This is a genomic window from Neobacillus niacini (assembly GCF_023715785.1).
Taxonomy (GTDB): Bacteria; Bacillota; Bacilli; order Bacillales; family Cytobacillaceae; genus Neobacillus; species Neobacillus niacini_E.
The window spans coordinates 1-15083 of the sequence record NZ_JAMBOX010000010.1 but is presented as its reverse complement, the minus strand read 5'-3'; the positions used below and the strand labels follow the sequence as shown (position 1 = coordinate 15083).

At 43.5% G+C, this 15083-nt stretch carries 16 protein-coding genes; 6 read left to right on the top strand and 10 right to left on the bottom strand.

What is annotated here, in order from left to right:
- Nucleotides 1-74 precede the first annotated feature (74 nt).
- The 5 genes from M3234_RS17420 to M3234_RS17400 all read right to left on the bottom strand — a co-directional run bounded on the left by M3234_RS17420 (nt 75) and on the right by M3234_RS17400 (nt 4634).
- Nucleotides 75-782 (bottom strand): ABC transporter ATP-binding protein, encoded by a 708-nt coding sequence (locus M3234_RS17420; RefSeq protein ID WP_262306086.1) that lies wholly within the window; start codon nt 780-782, stop codon nt 75-77.
- Nucleotides 775-1554 (bottom strand): ABC transporter ATP-binding protein, encoded by a 780-nt coding sequence (locus M3234_RS17415; RefSeq protein WP_262305928.1) that lies wholly within the window; start codon nt 1552-1554, stop codon nt 775-777. The genes M3234_RS17420 and M3234_RS17415 overlap by 8 nt, the downstream gene beginning before the upstream one ends.
- Nucleotide 1555: 1 nt before the next feature.
- Entirely contained in the window at nt 1556-2491 is a 936-nt protein-coding gene (locus tag M3234_RS17410; protein WP_262305927.1) for a branched-chain amino acid ABC transporter permease, read from the bottom strand.
- A 10-nt stretch (nt 2492-2501) separates the two neighbouring features.
- Nucleotides 2502-3380, bottom strand: coding sequence for a branched-chain amino acid ABC transporter permease (locus M3234_RS17405; RefSeq protein ID WP_066320089.1), 879 nt, complete (start codon nt 3378-3380; stop codon nt 2502-2504).
- Nucleotides 3381-3449: 69 nt separating this feature from the next.
- A complete protein-coding gene (locus M3234_RS17400; protein ID WP_262305926.1) occupies nt 3450-4634 on the bottom strand; it encodes an ABC transporter substrate-binding protein in 1185 nt (394 codons plus the stop codon).
- A 384-nt stretch (nt 4635-5018) separates the two neighbouring features.
- Between M3234_RS17400 and M3234_RS17395 the strand changes: the two genes are divergently transcribed.
- Nucleotides 5019-5417, top strand: a complete 399-nt coding sequence (locus tag M3234_RS17395) for a hypothetical protein (RefSeq protein ID WP_262306097.1) — start codon at nt 5019-5021, stop codon at nt 5415-5417.
- Here M3234_RS17395 and M3234_RS17390 read toward each other — a convergent pair.
- On the bottom strand, nt 5362-5712 hold the full coding sequence (locus tag M3234_RS17390; protein WP_262305925.1) for a helix-turn-helix transcriptional regulator: 351 nt from the start codon (nt 5710-5712) through the stop codon (nt 5362-5364). The two genes, M3234_RS17395 and M3234_RS17390, sit on opposite strands and share 56 nt — an antisense overlap.
- Nucleotides 5713-5854: 142 nt before the next feature.
- On the opposite strand from M3234_RS17390, the gene M3234_RS17385 reads away from it, so the two are divergent.
- Nucleotides 5855-7105, top strand: a complete 1251-nt coding sequence (locus M3234_RS17385) for an MFS transporter (protein ID WP_262305924.1) — start codon at nt 5855-5857, stop codon at nt 7103-7105.
- Nucleotides 7106-7154: 49 nt separating this feature from the next.
- Here the strand turns inward: M3234_RS17385 and M3234_RS17380 are convergent, their stop codons facing one another.
- Entirely contained in the window at nt 7155-8324 is a 1170-nt protein-coding gene (locus tag M3234_RS17380) for a solute carrier family 23 protein (RefSeq protein WP_285858518.1), read from the bottom strand.
- 178 nt (nt 8325-8502) lie between these two features.
- Nucleotides 8503-8967 carry a CoxG family protein gene (locus tag M3234_RS17375; RefSeq protein ID WP_262305923.1) on the bottom strand — a complete coding sequence of 155 codons (465 nt, stop codon included), beginning with the start codon at nt 8965-8967 and terminating at the stop codon, nt 8503-8505.
- 258 nt (nt 8968-9225) lie between these two features.
- Here M3234_RS17375 and M3234_RS17370 point away from each other — a divergent pair, with 258 nt between their 5' ends.
- A complete protein-coding gene (locus tag M3234_RS17370) occupies nt 9226-9717 on the top strand; it encodes a YehS family protein (protein WP_262305922.1) in 492 nt (163 codons plus the stop codon).
- Nucleotides 9718-9784: 67 nt separating this feature from the next.
- On the opposite strand, the gene M3234_RS17365 is transcribed toward M3234_RS17370, so the two are convergent.
- Nucleotides 9785-10201, bottom strand: a complete 417-nt coding sequence (locus tag M3234_RS17365; protein ID WP_262305921.1) for a DUF1284 domain-containing protein — start codon at nt 10199-10201, stop codon at nt 9785-9787.
- A gap of 201 nt (nt 10202-10402) precedes the next feature.
- Between M3234_RS17365 and M3234_RS17360 the strand changes: the two genes are divergently transcribed.
- The 3 genes from M3234_RS17360 to M3234_RS17350 all read left to right on the top strand — a co-directional run bounded on the left by M3234_RS17360 (nt 10403) and on the right by M3234_RS17350 (nt 14838).
- Nucleotides 10403-12187, top strand: a complete 1785-nt coding sequence (locus M3234_RS17360) for a sensor histidine kinase (RefSeq protein WP_262305920.1) — start codon at nt 10403-10405, stop codon at nt 12185-12187.
- Nucleotides 12162-12899, top strand: a complete 738-nt coding sequence (locus M3234_RS17355; protein WP_262305919.1) for a LytR/AlgR family response regulator transcription factor — start codon at nt 12162-12164, stop codon at nt 12897-12899. Before M3234_RS17360 ends, M3234_RS17355 begins: the two co-directional genes overlap by 26 nt.
- Before the next feature lie 133 nt (nt 12900-13032).
- Complete coding sequence (locus M3234_RS17350) at nt 13033-14838, top strand: carbon starvation CstA family protein (RefSeq protein WP_262305918.1); 1806 nt, start codon at nt 13033-13035, stop codon at nt 14836-14838.
- A gap of 38 nt (nt 14839-14876) precedes the next feature.
- On the opposite strand, the gene M3234_RS17345 is transcribed toward M3234_RS17350, so the two are convergent.
- The coding region (locus M3234_RS17345) for a hypothetical protein (protein WP_396953965.1) at nt 14877-15083 on the bottom strand (207 nt) is incomplete at its 5' end.

The following is a 15083-nucleotide window of genomic DNA, read 5'->3' as shown; positions in this document are numbered from 1 at the left end:
GAAACGCTGTCCCTTGGATTTGTGGAATGGCGCAAAAAAAACCATGGAGTAAATCCTCCATGGCTCCCTGGCACTTATAATCCCCCGAGGTAGGCTTTTTTGATGTCTTCACTTGCTTGAAGTTCTGCCGCTGAGCCTGCAATTTCGATGCGTCCGGTTTCGATGACGTAGGCGCGGTCGGCGACGGATAGCGCCATATTGGCGTTTTGTTCGACCAGAAGGACAGTCGTTCCGGTCTGATTAATCTGCTCGATAATGTTGAAAATTTGTTTAACCATAAGCGGTGCCAGTCCCATGGAAGGCTCGTCCAGCAGAAGCAGCTTTGGTTTGGCCATAATCGCGCGGCCCATGGCCAGCATTTGCTGCTCACCGCCGGAGAGGGTGCCGGATAATTGCTTGCGGCGTTCGAGCAATCGTGGGAACAGTTCATACACCTTTTCCATATCTTTGCGAATCCCGCTGGAATCCTTTCTGGTATAGGCGCCCAGCTCCAAATTTTCCTCTACTGACATATTGGAAAAAACACGGCGCCCTTCCGGTACATGAGAAATCCCTGCCTTGACAATCGCTTGCGGCGCCAATGCTGAAATCGTTCCGCCTAAATATTCGATGGTTCCCGATTTTGGTTTAAGCAGTCCGGATAAGGTTTTGAGCAGCGTGCTTTTTCCAGCTCCGTTCGCGCCAATTAAGGTAACAATTTCGCCTTCCTTTACCTCTAATGAAATTCCTTTGAGAGCCTGAATGTTTCCATAAAACACATTAATATTATTTATTTTAAGCATGCTCACTCGTAACCTCCTCTCCTAAATAAGCTTCGATTACCTTTGGATTCGTGCGGATTTCCTCCGGTGTTCCTGCCGCAATCAACTGTCCATGGTCAAGGACATAAATTCGTTCACAGATCCCCATGACTAAGTTCATATCATGTTCAATTAACAGGATGGTCAGATCAAACTGTTTCCGGATAAACGCAATCAGTTCCATTAACTCGTGGGTTTCTTGCGGATTCATCCCGGCAGCCGGTTCATCCAGTAAGAGCAACTTCGGACCAGCGGCTAATGCGCGGGCAATTTCTAATCTGCGCTGCTGTCCGTATGGCAAATTTTTCGCCTTTTCATCTTTTAAATTGTCTAAGTTAAAAATTTTTAAAAACTCGAGCGCCTTGTTCTCCATATTTTTTTCCTCGGAAAAATGGGAAGGGAGACGGAAAATCGAGCTCAAAATCGAGTTTTTCGCCAATGAATGATAGGCAACCTTTACATTGTCCAACACGGATAATTCGCTGAAAAGGCGAATGTTTTGAAAGGTTCTGCTGATGCCGCTTTGTGTTACCTTGTAGGGAGGCAGTCCGTTCAGCCGCTTTCCGTTAAAGATAATCTCACCTTCCGTCGGTACGTAAACGCCTGTCAACAAGTTAAAGCTAGTCGTTTTTCCGGCACCGTTCGGCCCGATTAATCCGACCAGTTCGCCTTGTCGCAGTTCCATATTAAAGCCGGAAACAGCCTTTAATCCGCCAAACTGAATGCCGGCATTTTTTACCTCAAGTAATGCCATCTTAATGGCCTCCTTTCGCCGGTTTCCACTTGAATAAATCGGTGATTTCCCGTGTGCCCAATAAGCCTTGAGGACGATAAAGCATGACGATCACCAATACTAAGCTATAGATAATCATCCGTGTTTCCGGATATTGCTGTAAGAACGCTGAAATGATCGTTAACAGAATCGCAGAAATGACGGATCCAGAAAGGCTGCCAAGACCACCCAGCACAACAAAAATCAGGATATCGAAGGATTTTAAGAAACCAAAATTCCCCGGCTGGATGATATAAAAGTTATGGGAATATAAGGCTCCGGCAACCCCTGCAAAAAAGGACCCGATCGCAAAAGCGGCGACTTTATAAAAAGTGGTATTAATCCCCATCGCATCAGCGGCAATTTCATTTTCTCTAATTGAAATACAAGCCCGGCCATGTCTGGAATTGGTAAAGTTTGAGATAACTAGTATTGTAATAAATAAACAAACAAATGTTGTCGTCCAAGTGGTAAAGTGCGTTACCTGCATGCCAGCGGCTCCGCCAACATAGTCAATATTGAATAGCATAATCCGGATGATTTCGGCAAAACCAAGGGTGGCAATCGCCAAATAGTCTCCTCGCAGTCTTAAAGTCGGAATCCCGACAATGAGGCCAGCAAGAGCGGCAACCACTCCGCCAATCACGATGGCCAGAACAAACGGCAATTCAAATTTCATCGTAGCAATCGCTGAAATATAAGCGCCAACAGCCAAGAACCCGGCATGGCCAATGGAGAATTGACCGGTGATGCCAATGACCAAATGGAGACTGACGGCCAAAATAATATTAATCGAGATGGTAATAATCAAGTTACTATAATATATATTTAGTAATCCTGAGACGGTGAAAAATTGGACGACTCCATACACAACCGCCGCCAGAATCACAAATGCCCAAAATGGTTTTGATTTCTTCATTATTTTTCACCTAAACTTTCTCTTTTGTATTTTTGCCAAAGATGCCTGAAGGTTTTAAGATTAGTATGAGAATCAAAATGATAAAGGCGGCTGCATCTCGCCATAATGAAAATCCTGCGGCACTGACAATCGCTTCGACGACCCCAAGGATAATTCCGCCAACCATTGCGCCCGGAATACTGCCGATGCCGCCTAGTACGGCTGCGACAAACGCCTTTAACCCAGGGATGACACCCATCAACGGTTCAATTTTTGTATAGTAGACCCCGAACACGACCCCGGCGGCTCCTGCTAATGCCGAACCAATGGCGAAGGTGAAGGAAATCGTTTTGTCGACGTTAATTCCCATTAAACGGGCTGCGTCCATGTCAAGGGATACAGCGCGCATCGCTTTTCCCATTTTTGTACGGTGAACAATAAATTGTAAAATAATCATTAGGACGATAGAAGTTAATAGGATAAATAATGACTGGCTATTGATTTGTACACCAAACAAACTAATGGCTTTGTTTGGTACAACGTCATCAGGATAGGCTTCCGGCTGCGCCCCGCGAATAAAAATCATTCCGTATTCAATCAGTAGTGACATTCCGATGGCTGTAATCAAAGCGGCAATTCTCGTAGCATTCCTAAGCCGTTTATAGGCAATCCGTTCAATTAAAACTCCAAATACGGCGCAAAAAGCCATTGAAATAATCAGAGCCGGAAAGAAGCCCAATCCCCATCCCGTAATCGCGTAGAAACCGATAAAGGCACCTACCATAAATACATCACCATGTGCAAAGTTGATCAATTTAATGATCCCGTACACCATTGTGTATCCCAATGCGATTAAGGCATAGATGCTTCCAAGTGAAATGCCGTTTATGAGTTGCTGTAACCAATCCATGCGCTCTCGCTCCTTTTTCTAAAAAGTAAAATGGAAGGGAGTAATCCTTCCATTTTATTGGTTCATTTATTAAGGATTAATTTTTGTGTTAAACACTTGCTTACCATCCTTGTACTCTAAAACGATGGCTGATTTGATAGGATGGTGATTTTTATCTAGTGACAATACACCGGTAACAAGTGATAATTCTTTGGTTTTAGCTAATTCTTCCTGAATCTTGACGGAATCTGTGCTTCCTGCACGCTTAATGGCATCGGCCAAGAAATAAACGGTGTCATAACCAAGAGCGTTGAACGCGTTAGGTGCTTCACCTTTATTCTTGTCTTTGAAGGCAGTCACAAAATCTTGGACCTTTTTATCCGGGTCTTCATTAGAATAGTGGTTGATTAAGTAGGTGTTATTTAATGCATCTGCACCGGCTAAATCAACTAATTTTGGCGAATCCCAGCCGTCAGCGCCCATTAATGGAGCCGTGATGCCTAGTTCACGTGCCTGCTTAACGATCAAGCCAACTTCCTCATAGTAGCCAGGAATGAAAATAAACGATGGATTCTTTGCCTTGATACGAGTCAAGGTGGCACGGAAGTCCGTATCCTTTGCTACATATGACTCTTCTCCAACGATTTTACCGCCTGCTTTTTCAAATGTTTCCTTGAATGCATTGGTTAATCCTTTTGCATAGTCACTCGAATTGTCTGAAAAAATCGCTGCATCTTTTACTTTTAATTTATCTAAGGCAAAGTTGGCAGCAACTGTACCTTGAAATGGATCAATGAACGATGTTCGGAAAACAAAGTCTCTTACTTTTCCTTTTTCATCGACGGTTACAGTTGGGCTAGTCCCCCCTGGAGCCATAAGAACAGTTTTCGTGTCATTTGCAATTTGTGCCTGGGCTACGGTATTTCCGCTTGTTGCTGCCCCGATGACTGCATTTACTTTGTCTTGGCTTGTCAGCTTAATAATTCCGTTCGTTGCTTCCGCTGCTTCCGACTTATTATCATTTTTAATCACTTCAATTTGCTTGCCCTCAACACCGCCAGCTTTGTTAATTTCCGCTACGGCCATTTCAATTCCTTTTGTCATGGATTCTCCGTAGGAAGCGACATTCCCGGAAAGCTCCATGTTTACTCCAAGTTTAAAGACATCTGAATTGCCGCCTCCGCCGCTGGCACCTTGATTTCCTGTGCCACAGCCGGCAAGGATTCCCGCAGCTAAAGCCGATGCCATAAATACTTTACTCCATTTCTTTTTCATGTCTAAAGATCCCCCTCTGTATTTGTTCCAATTTTCTGACATTATGACCCGAAATGGACTATCGGGATATAAAAGTAAAAAGTAATTTAATAGTTAGTATATTAAAACAATTTTTTTCATTCGTCTAGTATAATATCAAAATATTTTATAAATTTTATTTTTTCATAAAAAGATAGCGGTTTCATGTCGAATATAATCGAATAATATCTAAATATATACCAAAACAACCATAATTTGGGGTTGCTTGGTTAAGTTAGAATAATAATATGAAGAAAATAAAATTATTCAGTTTAGGGACCGAGGGGCTGTAAAGTAATAAAAATCGCAAATTTGGAAAAGAAATGAAATCTCTGCCTCTTTATAATGAAGCAGAGGTGGATGAAGATGAAATTATTACAGGCAAAGGACCCCTATACGGTCTACATTTATACTTGTGGTTTGTCAGCATTTATTTTTACGTTTATATTTACAGTCAATTTGCTTTACCATGTTCAAGTCGTAAAGCTGGACCCCTTGCAGCTTGTGCTGGTGGGGACCGTTTTGGAATTGACGGTGTTTTTGTTTGAGATTCCGACTGGATTGGTTGCGGACATGCTGCTGTCATTTGCGGCCCTTCACTACATTGGCAAGGGATCCATTTACAAGCAGCAACGGTATATTTATTTTGCATTGTTTATCGGCAGTGTTCTAATAATCGGTTCTTTATTGGGCTTTGCCTTGTCTACATTTACCGCAACGGCTTTTGCGGCAATGATAGGGGGCAGTGAAGCTTATACAAGCTAGGAGGACTTCCAAAGCATTTTTTGAACGCTTTCGTAAACCCGGCATGCGTTTCAAAGCCATAATCCATGGCAATTTCTACGACTTTTTTTCCGTTAATCAACTCGTATAAAGCAAACTGCAGTTTTCGTTTCAATACGTAATCCATCAGGGTATAGCCAATTTGTTTTTGAAAAAGACGATAGAAATGGTAAGGGGAGTAGCCCGCAAGCCTCGCTAGAAGCTCAGGCGCAATTTCCTCTTTTATATGATCGTCAATATAGTCAATTACTTGTTGGAGCATGGTTAGCTGTTCCATAAAATCACCGCATAAATATTTCAGAATTTTATATGGGTGTATTATAACAAAAGGTGAGTAAACAGGATAGGATATGAAAATCAAGCAGGGATTCGTCTCCTGCCACATATATATATGTAAAAGCCAACAGGAGAGAAATCGATTGGACAAACAAACTGGCAAATTCAGATGGGTTGTTTTTAGTTCTGTACTTTTTACGTATTTGCTCATGTCAAGCCAGCGGACAGCTCCGGGATTGATCACGGACCAAATTATGAGTGATTTTCAGGTGACAGCAACAACGATTGGGCTACTGGCAAGCCTCCAATTTTTTGTATACACCGGTTTGCAAATTCCGATGGGGATTCTGGCAGACCGGTTTGGACCTAACTTTTTCCTCATTATCGGGGCATTGCTAACAGGGGTGGGGACCATCATATATAGTCTCGGCGAGCATGAAGTCGTCCTGTTTTTGGCCAGAATCCTCACGGGGATCGGGGATGCGACAATCTGGGTCAATATGGTGATCATTTTGAGCCAATGGTTTACTGCGAAGGAATTTACTCGTTTAATTGGGGTGACGGCCATGACCGGGAGCCTAGGTTTTCTGGTGGCGACAGTCCCTTTTGTCGTCTGGATTGACCTGCTTGGCTGGAGGGCAGCATTCTTTTCGACGGGATTATTATTATGTTTGTGCAGCATACTTTTATATCTTGTCCTTGTGAAAAAACCGAACCAATCGGTGTTTGTAAAAAACGAACCACAGCATGAAAATACATGGGCATTGCTGCGAAGAATCGTTTCGAATCGGCAGGCCTGGGCGCTATTCCTTTGTCACTTTGGACTTGTTGGAACGTACGTAGGATTTATCGGTTCGTGGGCTGTGCCTTACGGTATGACAATGTATGGAATGACACGGTCGGAAGCGAGCCAGCTAGTTTTGCTTGGACTGGCTGGGGCGTTAATCGGCGCTCCGCTGGCGGGCTGGATTGCAAGCCAGTTGGATATGATTAAAAGGCCTTATATTGTTGTGCATGTCATTATTGTATTAAGCTGGACGGCCTTTCTTTTGTTTAGAGGAAATCCACCAGTTTTCATGCTGACCATACTTTTCTTTGTTATTGGGCTTGCCTATGGGGCGAATGCCTTAACCTTTGCTGCTGTCCGTCAGTCTTTTCCGGTCGCCGAATCCGGCCTTGCCTCAGGGTTTGCTAATACGGGTGGATTTCTTAGTGCCGTCTTCTTGCCAACCATATTTGGAAGGGTATTGGATTATTTTCAAGCTGCGCCAGGGAGCATCGGGAATGGCTACTATTATGGCTTCATCATTCCCGTTGTGTTCTCGATGCTTGGCTTGTTAGGGGTAATTTTGGTTAAGGAGGAGCGAAATGGAAAGGAAAGGAGGAGGGTTTAATAAATAGAAGGCCAATCCTCAGCAAGTGATGTGGAATGGCCTTTTCATATTATCCTTCGTTCTTTGTTGTAAAATTAGGGACGAGCCAATAGATAAGCAATCCAGCAACGGTGGCGTAGGCAATGCCACTATGGGCATAGCCAATTCCGATGATGAAGATGATGGCAACGATGACTAAATTTTTCATATTTGCCATATCCACCTTTTCTTCAACCATGTGACGTATTCCCATTGCGGCGATCATGCCGAACAATAGGATGCAGATGCCGCCCATCACAGCCACTGGAATGGATTGGATCGCCGCTCCAACCTTGCCGAACAAGCCGAGAAGAATGGCAATCACAGCGGCGCCTTGAATAATCCTGCTGGAAAACTGGCGGGTGATGGCTAAAACCCCGAGGTTTTCCGCATACGTGGTTTGCGCAGGTCCCCCAAGAAATCCGGAGATTAATGTGGCAAAGCCATTCCCCCAAAGGATGCTTGAAAATCCAGGGTCCTTGGTCACATCTTTTCCAGTAATCTCATTTAACACAAACATATGTCCAAGGTCTTCGATGATGGTAACCAGGGCAATCGGGGCCATTCCGAGAATGACGACCCATGTGAATTCCGGCATGACGAAATGCGGAAAAGCAATAGCTGGTGCGGCAGCAATCGTATCAAAATCAACAAATCCTCGTACCGCGGCATACACATACCCGACTGCAAGACCAATGATGATTGGCAAAAGGCGGATTACCTTTGTACCTGCAAGTGTTGCGATAATCGCTGCTAGAAGGCTGACAATTGCGACATCCCAATGGGTCGAAGCCATGTTGGTCACAGCCGTGGTTGCCAGCGCAAGACCGATGATACTGACAACCGGCCCGACGACAACGGGAGGAATGACTTTCCGGACTTTCTCAAAGCCGACTAATGAAATGATAATAGAAACAATGGCATAAACAATGGAAACACTGATAAGACCGGCAACCGCTTGGCCTGGCGATTTCAACTCTCCTACATACAACGCAAGCGGAGCAATAAAAGCAAAGGATGATCCTAGATACGTAGGAACTTTTCCACGTGTAATAAGATGGAAAATCAAGGTTCCTACACCACTGGCAATAAGTGCACTTCCTGGGTCCAGACCGGTTAGTGCCGGCACCAGCACTGTTGCACCAAACATGGCAAACAAATGCTGCAATGACAACGGTAATGCCCTTAGAAAGTTTTTCAAGCGTTTCCCCCCTTTTAAAATAAGCCCTCATTTATGATATATTTCTCCTATTTATTTTTAGAATAAAAATTCGTTAGAATCATAAATTTTATATTTTAGTGGTTACATTCTTATGTAATAGAATCAAAAATGGTCAGTCCTCCGATGCTTAAACAACGGCGGCCGACCATTTTTGCGCTTACACTTTAGAGATGATATTTCTATTTTGCTCCTCCAGTTTTACGGTAATGGCTGTTACCATTTGTTCTATGACTTTAGGAAGCTGCGACTTTAGCCATGCATTAACCATAGGTCCCATGGCTCCGCTGCCTGTCATTTCAAGAAAGCCTGTTATTCTCGTATTATTTTTATCGATGGCTTCTGCGTGAAAATAGCCTCCGCCCGAAAGCTTTTCATTCGTCCCCGTTAAAGTAAACGTAACCTTTGTCGGTTCCATCCATTCCTTAATCGTGATCATCAGACTAATCCTTTTCTTAATGAAGCCAATCCTGCTGTAAAAATCCCAACTGGACTGGCGGTTCGTATATTTCCGGTGTTGAATATAACCTGGAATCAGTGGAGCCCAGTTATCCATATTTTGAACAAAATTCCAAACCCGGCTGATTGGCACATTTACCTCAGCCTGATGCATTCCGCTTGGCATATGTTTTCCTCTTTTCCATTTTTTAAATTACTTCCTATATCTATATGTTCATACCGTCGATTGGGTCGGGATTAGGTCTTTTGCGGGGAAGAATATGTGCCCATTTTGGTTTCAAAGCGGCTAGTCATGAAGCAAATTTGCATATTTTAGTTCGCTTATCTATAGTTAGAATGACTGTTAAACAGAATTTTTTTCGAAGACTAAGCCAAGAGTTGCGATGGGGCGGCTGCGCTAGGTTAAAAAATCGGAGGTCTAATCATGGATAATAACGATATTCTAATTCGTTTGCGATATGCACTAGAAATAAAAAATAAAGAAATGGAGGAAATCTTTAAACTTGGCGGTGTGGACGTAACTGTGCCAGAAGTAATCCAGATCCTAACAAAAACAGAAGAGGATGAGGATGACTTTCAAATAAAATGCAATAACAGCATGCTTAATTCATTTTTAAATGGGCTGATTGTTTATAAACGGGGGAAACAAGAGCCAAAACCTGGACAGCCTGATACGCCAGAACCACCCATAAAGAATGGGGCAAACGTTAATAATCTCCTGTTAAAGAAAGTGAAAATAGCACTATCATTAACCACTGAGGATATGCTCGATATATTCGACAAGGCCGGAATCACGGTAACAAAAGGAGAACTCGGCGCTTTATTAAGGAGGGAAGGGCATAAGAATTATAAGGAGTGCGGAGATAAATTCGCTAGGAATTTCTTGAAAGGTCTTTCGATTAAATACAGAGGATAACCGGAATAAGGGAAAGGCCAAAGGGAGGCAGGAATTCTCCTGCCTTCATGCTTTATAGAGGGAGGACCTATTGCACCTTCCGTAAGCCCTTCCCTTCATGAATCTCTCGGATGCCTTCCTCGCAGACTCCGTACGAACGCCACGAACAGGTTTCACAAACAATTTGGATATCGGAGGGGACAACGGAATTACAAATGCAGGCCTCAATTTCCTCCCATGATAGAACCTGTCCAATTCTTAACCCCATTTTTTCTAAAATTGCAGCATCTCTAACATAAATATTGTCATCTTGACAGTGGTATGTTCCGGAGTTTGGGAATTTCGCGCACAACTGATCGGGTCCCTCCACCAGCTCAACCAATGTCTTGGGGTTTTCTCTTAAGGTCTGATGAAGAAGCGTCATATTTTTCACATACTCTTCGGAATAGCCCATTCCCCGATAGCCAAGAAGGCAAAAAAGGTGATGGCCTCGCAGCTTGTACATATACTCTCTCTCCCATTTTAACTAGAGTTAACTAAAACGCGGATTTGGTTAACATTTTTAATTTATAATAACACCTCGCCACTAAATCTGGAAATTTATATGGCTTTCGGAAAAATCAATCTTTTTTTATAATAGAGTAGGAAAACAAAGAATCTTGTCGAAATTTCTGCTAGTTTTATTGACAGCAAAGGAGAAGGAACCATGTTCAATTTAGCTCCATTAATGCTTGAAAAGGTTGGAATCATTGTCATTGTCGCTTTTTTGCTATCAAAAATGCGTTCTTTTCGCCAGGTTATTCAAAATGAGCACACCATAAAAGAAAAAATGATGCTCATTTTACTGTTTGGAGCCTTTGGGATAATCAGTAATTATACAGGAATCGAAGTACAGCATCAGACCATCGCAAGACCTGATTGGACCACTGAGATGCATAACGAGAGCGCATTGGCCAACACAAGGGTAATGGGGATTGTGATTGGCGGGTTACTGGGGGGACCCGCGGTCGGGATTGGAGCCGGCTTGCTTGCTGGGATCCATCGTTATACACTTGGAGGATTTACCGCCATTGCATGTTCACTATCTACTATTCTAGCTGGTATTGCAGCGGGATTCTTTGGAAAGCGGCGAAAACAAAAGGGGAAACCCATCAATGCCGCGTTTGCCGTCATAATGGGAATGGCCTTAGAAGCTGTACAGATGATGATTATTCTTGTGGCGGCAAAACCGTTTAACGATGCTTGGGAACTCGTTCAACTTATTGGCCTCCCGATGATATTCGGCAACGGTTTGGGCACACTGCTGTTTATATTTATCATTCAAATTATTAAACGTGATGAAGAGCGGGCACGTGTTAATCAAACGAACCTGGCCTTCCTGATTGCCGATCAAACCCTGCCTTTCTTTCGCCAGGGACTGAACGAACAGTCATGCAGGGGCATTTCAGAAATTATGTTAAAGCTGACAAATGCAGATGCTGTATCTATCACGGATAACCATCAAGTTTTAGCCCATGTCGGAGCGGCCTCTGATCATCATATCCCTAGGCGTAAGCCTGAAACGGGCTTGACGAAAAAGGTTCTCGAAGAAGGACTGATTTCCATTGCAAGATCAAGGGAGGAAATCTCCTGCTTTCATCCTCAATGTTCATTACAGGCAGCCATTGTACTGCCGCTAAAAGTAAAGAATGAAACGTTCGGTACCTTAAAAATGTACTATACGAAGCCTGAAAAACTGGATAAAGTGCAGCAGGAATTAGCTGAAGGGCTGGCCAATCTGTTTTCGACACAGCTGGAGCTTGTGGAGGCAGAGAGACAGGCTAAGCTATTAAAGGATGCAGAAATTAAGGCATTGCATGCCCAGATTCATCCGCACTTCCTATTTAACAGCCTAAATACGATTTCAGCACTCTGCCGGACAGATGCCAATAAAGCTCGTAAACTATTATTGGAGTTAAGCTCCTTTTTCCGCGGCAATCTCCAAGGAGCTCGGCAGATGCTGATTCCGCTGGAAAAAGAGATAGCGAATGTCAAAGCCTATCTTTCATTGGTACAGACGCGTTTTCCAAACAAGTTCACGATTGATTTTCAAATTGAAACGGGTTTAGAAAAAGTCGCGATTCCGCCGTTTACCTTACAGCCATTAGTGGAAAATGCGATTCATTATGGGTTTCCGCGCAGTAAGTCGGAAGGGAAAATCACGATCACGATTTTTACTAAAGACGATCAAATGCAAATTATCGTTGCTGATAATGGTAAAGGCATACCCGAAGAACAGTTGGCCGTGCTCGGTACGCAAGTGTTTGATTCTAAAAAAGGGAATGGTACAGCGATTTATAATATTACGGAACGCCTAAAAGGAATTTACAATGGCCAAGCCAGTTTAAACTTGACAAGCAAAATAAATCAAGGGACTGCGATCACCATATCCCTTCCACTCGAAAGAAAAGGAGGTTACGAGGTCAATGTTGAAAGCCTATATAGTGGATGATGAGCCTTTAGCAAGAGATGAGCTAAAATACCTGCTGATCCGGAGCGAGAAAGTGGAAATCTTAGGAGAAAGTGATTGTATCGACGATGCCGTTGCTGCTATCCGCGAGCTAAAACCGGATTTGGTTTTCTTGGATATCGAACTCGCTGAAGACAACGGCTTAAGTTTAGCAAGACAGTTAGAAACTCTTGAGCCAGCACCGGCCATTGTTTTTGCGACGGCTTATGACGAGTATGCCCTGCAGGCCTTTGAATTAAATGCAGTCGATTATATTTTAAAACCATTTGATGAGGAGCGGATTCGAAAAACTCTGGGGAAAATTAAGAAAATGCAAAAGCTGGGGAATAAGCAGGCGCCTGTCGAATCCTCCATGAATCATCGCAGAAATGGGAAACTGCCGGTTATGGTAGACGAGCGAATTGTTTTACTGACGATTCCGGATATTGTCTATTTAGAATCGAATGAAGGTAAGTGCAGTATCGTAACCTTGAGCCAGACTTATAAAGTAGCAGAACCTTTGGTCGTTATGGAGAAAAAGCTACAAGGCGCTAAATTTTTCCGGGTACATCGGAGTTTCATCGTCAACTTGGATCATATTATCGAAATCGAACCATGGTTCAACTCAACCTATAACTTGCTGCTGAACGACGGCTCCAAGGTTCCTGTCAGCCGGACCTATGTCAAGGAGTTAAAACAGCTTCTAGGTTTTTGACAATTTTGTAATTCATTTGTCGATTTTTGCAATTTACCCCCTTTTTTGTGCGTTTTATCCTGAAAATACAGATAAATCGCTTTCATTTTGTAAAATAGCTTTAGTTTCAAAATTGGAGGGGGAATAAACAATAATGAATGCGATTACAATTGTCATTGGTTCTATTTGTATCCTGCTAATTGTTTATCGATTATACGGAACTTTTATGGCAGCAAAAGTCTTGAAGCTTGATGATGCAAAGCAGACTCCTGCTCAAAAATTAAATGATGGACGAGATTATGTCCCAACGAACAAGTGGGTTGTATTTGGTCACCACTTTGCGGCCATTGCCGCAGCAGGCCCGCTGGTCGGTCCGATTCTGGCAGCGCAATTTGGTTATTTGCCAGGATTGATCTGGCTTCTGGTCGGTGCGGTTATTGGAGGGGCTGTCCATGACATGGTTGTTCTTTTTGCATCAATGCGACGGGATGGAAAGTCGTTATCGGAAGTGGCGAAGGAAGAGCTTGGTCCGGTGGCAGGATTTTGTGCAGGCTTGGCGATGTTATTTATTATCACCATTACCATGGCCGGGTTGTCATTGGTTGTTCTTGGGGCACTTGAACGTAACCCATGGGGAACATTTGCAGTCGGTATTACCATTCCAATTGCAATGGGAGTCGGTTTGTACCATAAGAAAACTGGAAACTTAAAGCTGGCAACGATTGTTGGCTTTGCCTTAATCATGCTGGCCATCCTCTTTGGGCACAATCTTCAAGGTACATGGTTGGGAGATTTATTAACGCTTGAAAAAAGTACATTAGCACTTATTTTACCTATTTATGCATTTTTTGCGGCGGCATTGCCAGTCTGGCTATTGCTGGCACCGCGCGATTACTTAAGTACATTTATGAAAATCGGTGTATTTGCCGCGTTAATCATTGGGGTATTTATTGTTAACCCAGATGTTCAATTCCCGGCATTTACAGAGTTCCTTAATGGCGGCGGCCCAGTTGTGGCGGGTCCTGTTTGGCCATTTATCTCGATTACGATTGCTTGTGGAGCGATTTCGGGCTTCCATGCCTTTGTTGGATCCGGTACGACACCGAAAATGGTCAATCGCTGGAGCGACATAAAAGGTGTTGCCTTCGGCGCTATGCTTGTTGAATGTCTAGTAGCGATTATGGCATTAATTGCCGCTGTGTCGTTGCAGCCTGGCGATTATTTTGCCATCAATTCTTCACCAGAGAAATATGCAACATTGGGAATGGAACCTGTTCATTTAGCTGAACTAAGTAAAGAGGTTGGAATGGATCTTGAAGGTAGAACCGGCGGAGCTGTTACATTAGCTGTCGGAATGACCTATATTTTCACCGCTGTTCCATTCTTTGCAAAACTAGCTGCCTATTTCTATCAATTTGTCATTCTGTTTGAGGCTGTGTTTATCTTAACGGCCATCGACTCAGGAACACGGGTTGCCCGCTATCTAATTCAAGATTTCTTAGGCGACTTTATTAAACCATTAAAACGTACGGACTCCTTAGGGGCGAATATTTTCGCCAGCGCATTAGCCTGCTTCGTCTGGGGGTACCTGCTATTCTCAGGTGATATCAGTTCCGTTTGGGCGCTATTCGGCGTATCCAACCAGCTGATGGCATCCATCGGATTGATTGTTGGGGCAACAGTCGTACTGAAAATCGCAGAAAAACGCTGGTATATGCTGACATGTCTCATTCCGCTTGCCTATCTGTTCGTGACAGTCATGACAGCAGGCTATTGGATGGTGAAGAACGTTTACTTCAACTCAGCTAACCCTGGATTTAACGTATTAAACGGTGTCCTATCGATTATCATGCTGATTCTTGGAGTCGTCATCCTGGTTACTTCCATTATGAAATGGACAAAACTATGGAAAATTCCACAGGATGTATTAGTGGAAAATTCCGCAAAAGAAGTGGCGTAAACAAAGCAAACAGCACCCAATCACTTGAATGGGTGCTGTCAGATTGTCGAGAAAGGGTATATTTCTCGGCAATTTTTTATTTTAATGGAAATTGAATGGCCGATTTTATTAAAATTGACCCTGCTAGGGGGCCTGTTGATTTCCGTTCCAGGTGCTTCGCTTTCCGCGGGCGGTTCGGGAAGCCTCCTCAGCGCGTTCCGCGCCTGCGGGGTCTCCCCTGTCCCGTACTCCCGCAGGAGTCTTCG

Excerpts from the sequence above, each read along its gene's own strand:
- M3234_RS17410 (WP_262305927.1), bottom strand. The coding sequence starts at position 2,491 with ATGAAGAAATCAAAACCATTTTGGGCATTTGTGATTCTGGCGGCGGTT.
- M3234_RS17375 (WP_262305923.1), bottom strand. The coding sequence starts at position 8,967 with ATGCCAAGCGGAATGCATCAGGCTGAGGTAAATGTGCCAATCAGCCGG.
- M3234_RS17415 (WP_262305928.1), bottom strand. The coding sequence starts at position 1,554 with ATGGCATTACTTGAGGTAAAAAATGCCGGCATTCAGTTTGGCGGATTA.
- M3234_RS17390 (WP_262305925.1), bottom strand. The coding sequence starts at position 5,712 with ATGGAACAGCTAACCATGCTCCAACAAGTAATTGACTATATTGACGAT.
- M3234_RS17405 (WP_066320089.1), bottom strand. The coding sequence starts at position 3,380 with ATGGATTGGTTACAGCAACTCATAAACGGCATTTCACTTGGAAGCATC.
- M3234_RS17400 (WP_262305926.1), bottom strand. The coding sequence starts at position 4,634 with ATGAAAAAGAAATGGAGTAAAGTATTTATGGCATCGGCTTTAGCTGCG.
- M3234_RS17355 (WP_262305919.1), top strand. The coding sequence starts at position 12,162 with ATGTTGAAAGCCTATATAGTGGATGATGAGCCTTTAGCAAGAGATGAG.
- M3234_RS17420 (WP_262306086.1), bottom strand. The coding sequence starts at position 782 with ATGCTTAAAATAAATAATATTAATGTGTTTTATGGAAACATTCAGGCT.
- M3234_RS17365 (WP_262305921.1), bottom strand. The coding sequence starts at position 10,201 with ATGTACAAGCTGCGAGGCCATCACCTTTTTTGCCTTCTTGGCTATCGG.
- M3234_RS17395 (WP_262306097.1), top strand. The coding sequence starts at position 5,019 with ATGAAATTATTACAGGCAAAGGACCCCTATACGGTCTACATTTATACT.
- M3234_RS17360 (WP_262305920.1), top strand. The coding sequence starts at position 10,403 with ATGTTCAATTTAGCTCCATTAATGCTTGAAAAGGTTGGAATCATTGTC.
- M3234_RS17350 (WP_262305918.1), top strand. The coding sequence starts at position 13,033 with ATGAATGCGATTACAATTGTCATTGGTTCTATTTGTATCCTGCTAATT.
- M3234_RS17370 (WP_262305922.1), top strand. The coding sequence starts at position 9,226 with ATGGATAATAACGATATTCTAATTCGTTTGCGATATGCACTAGAAATA.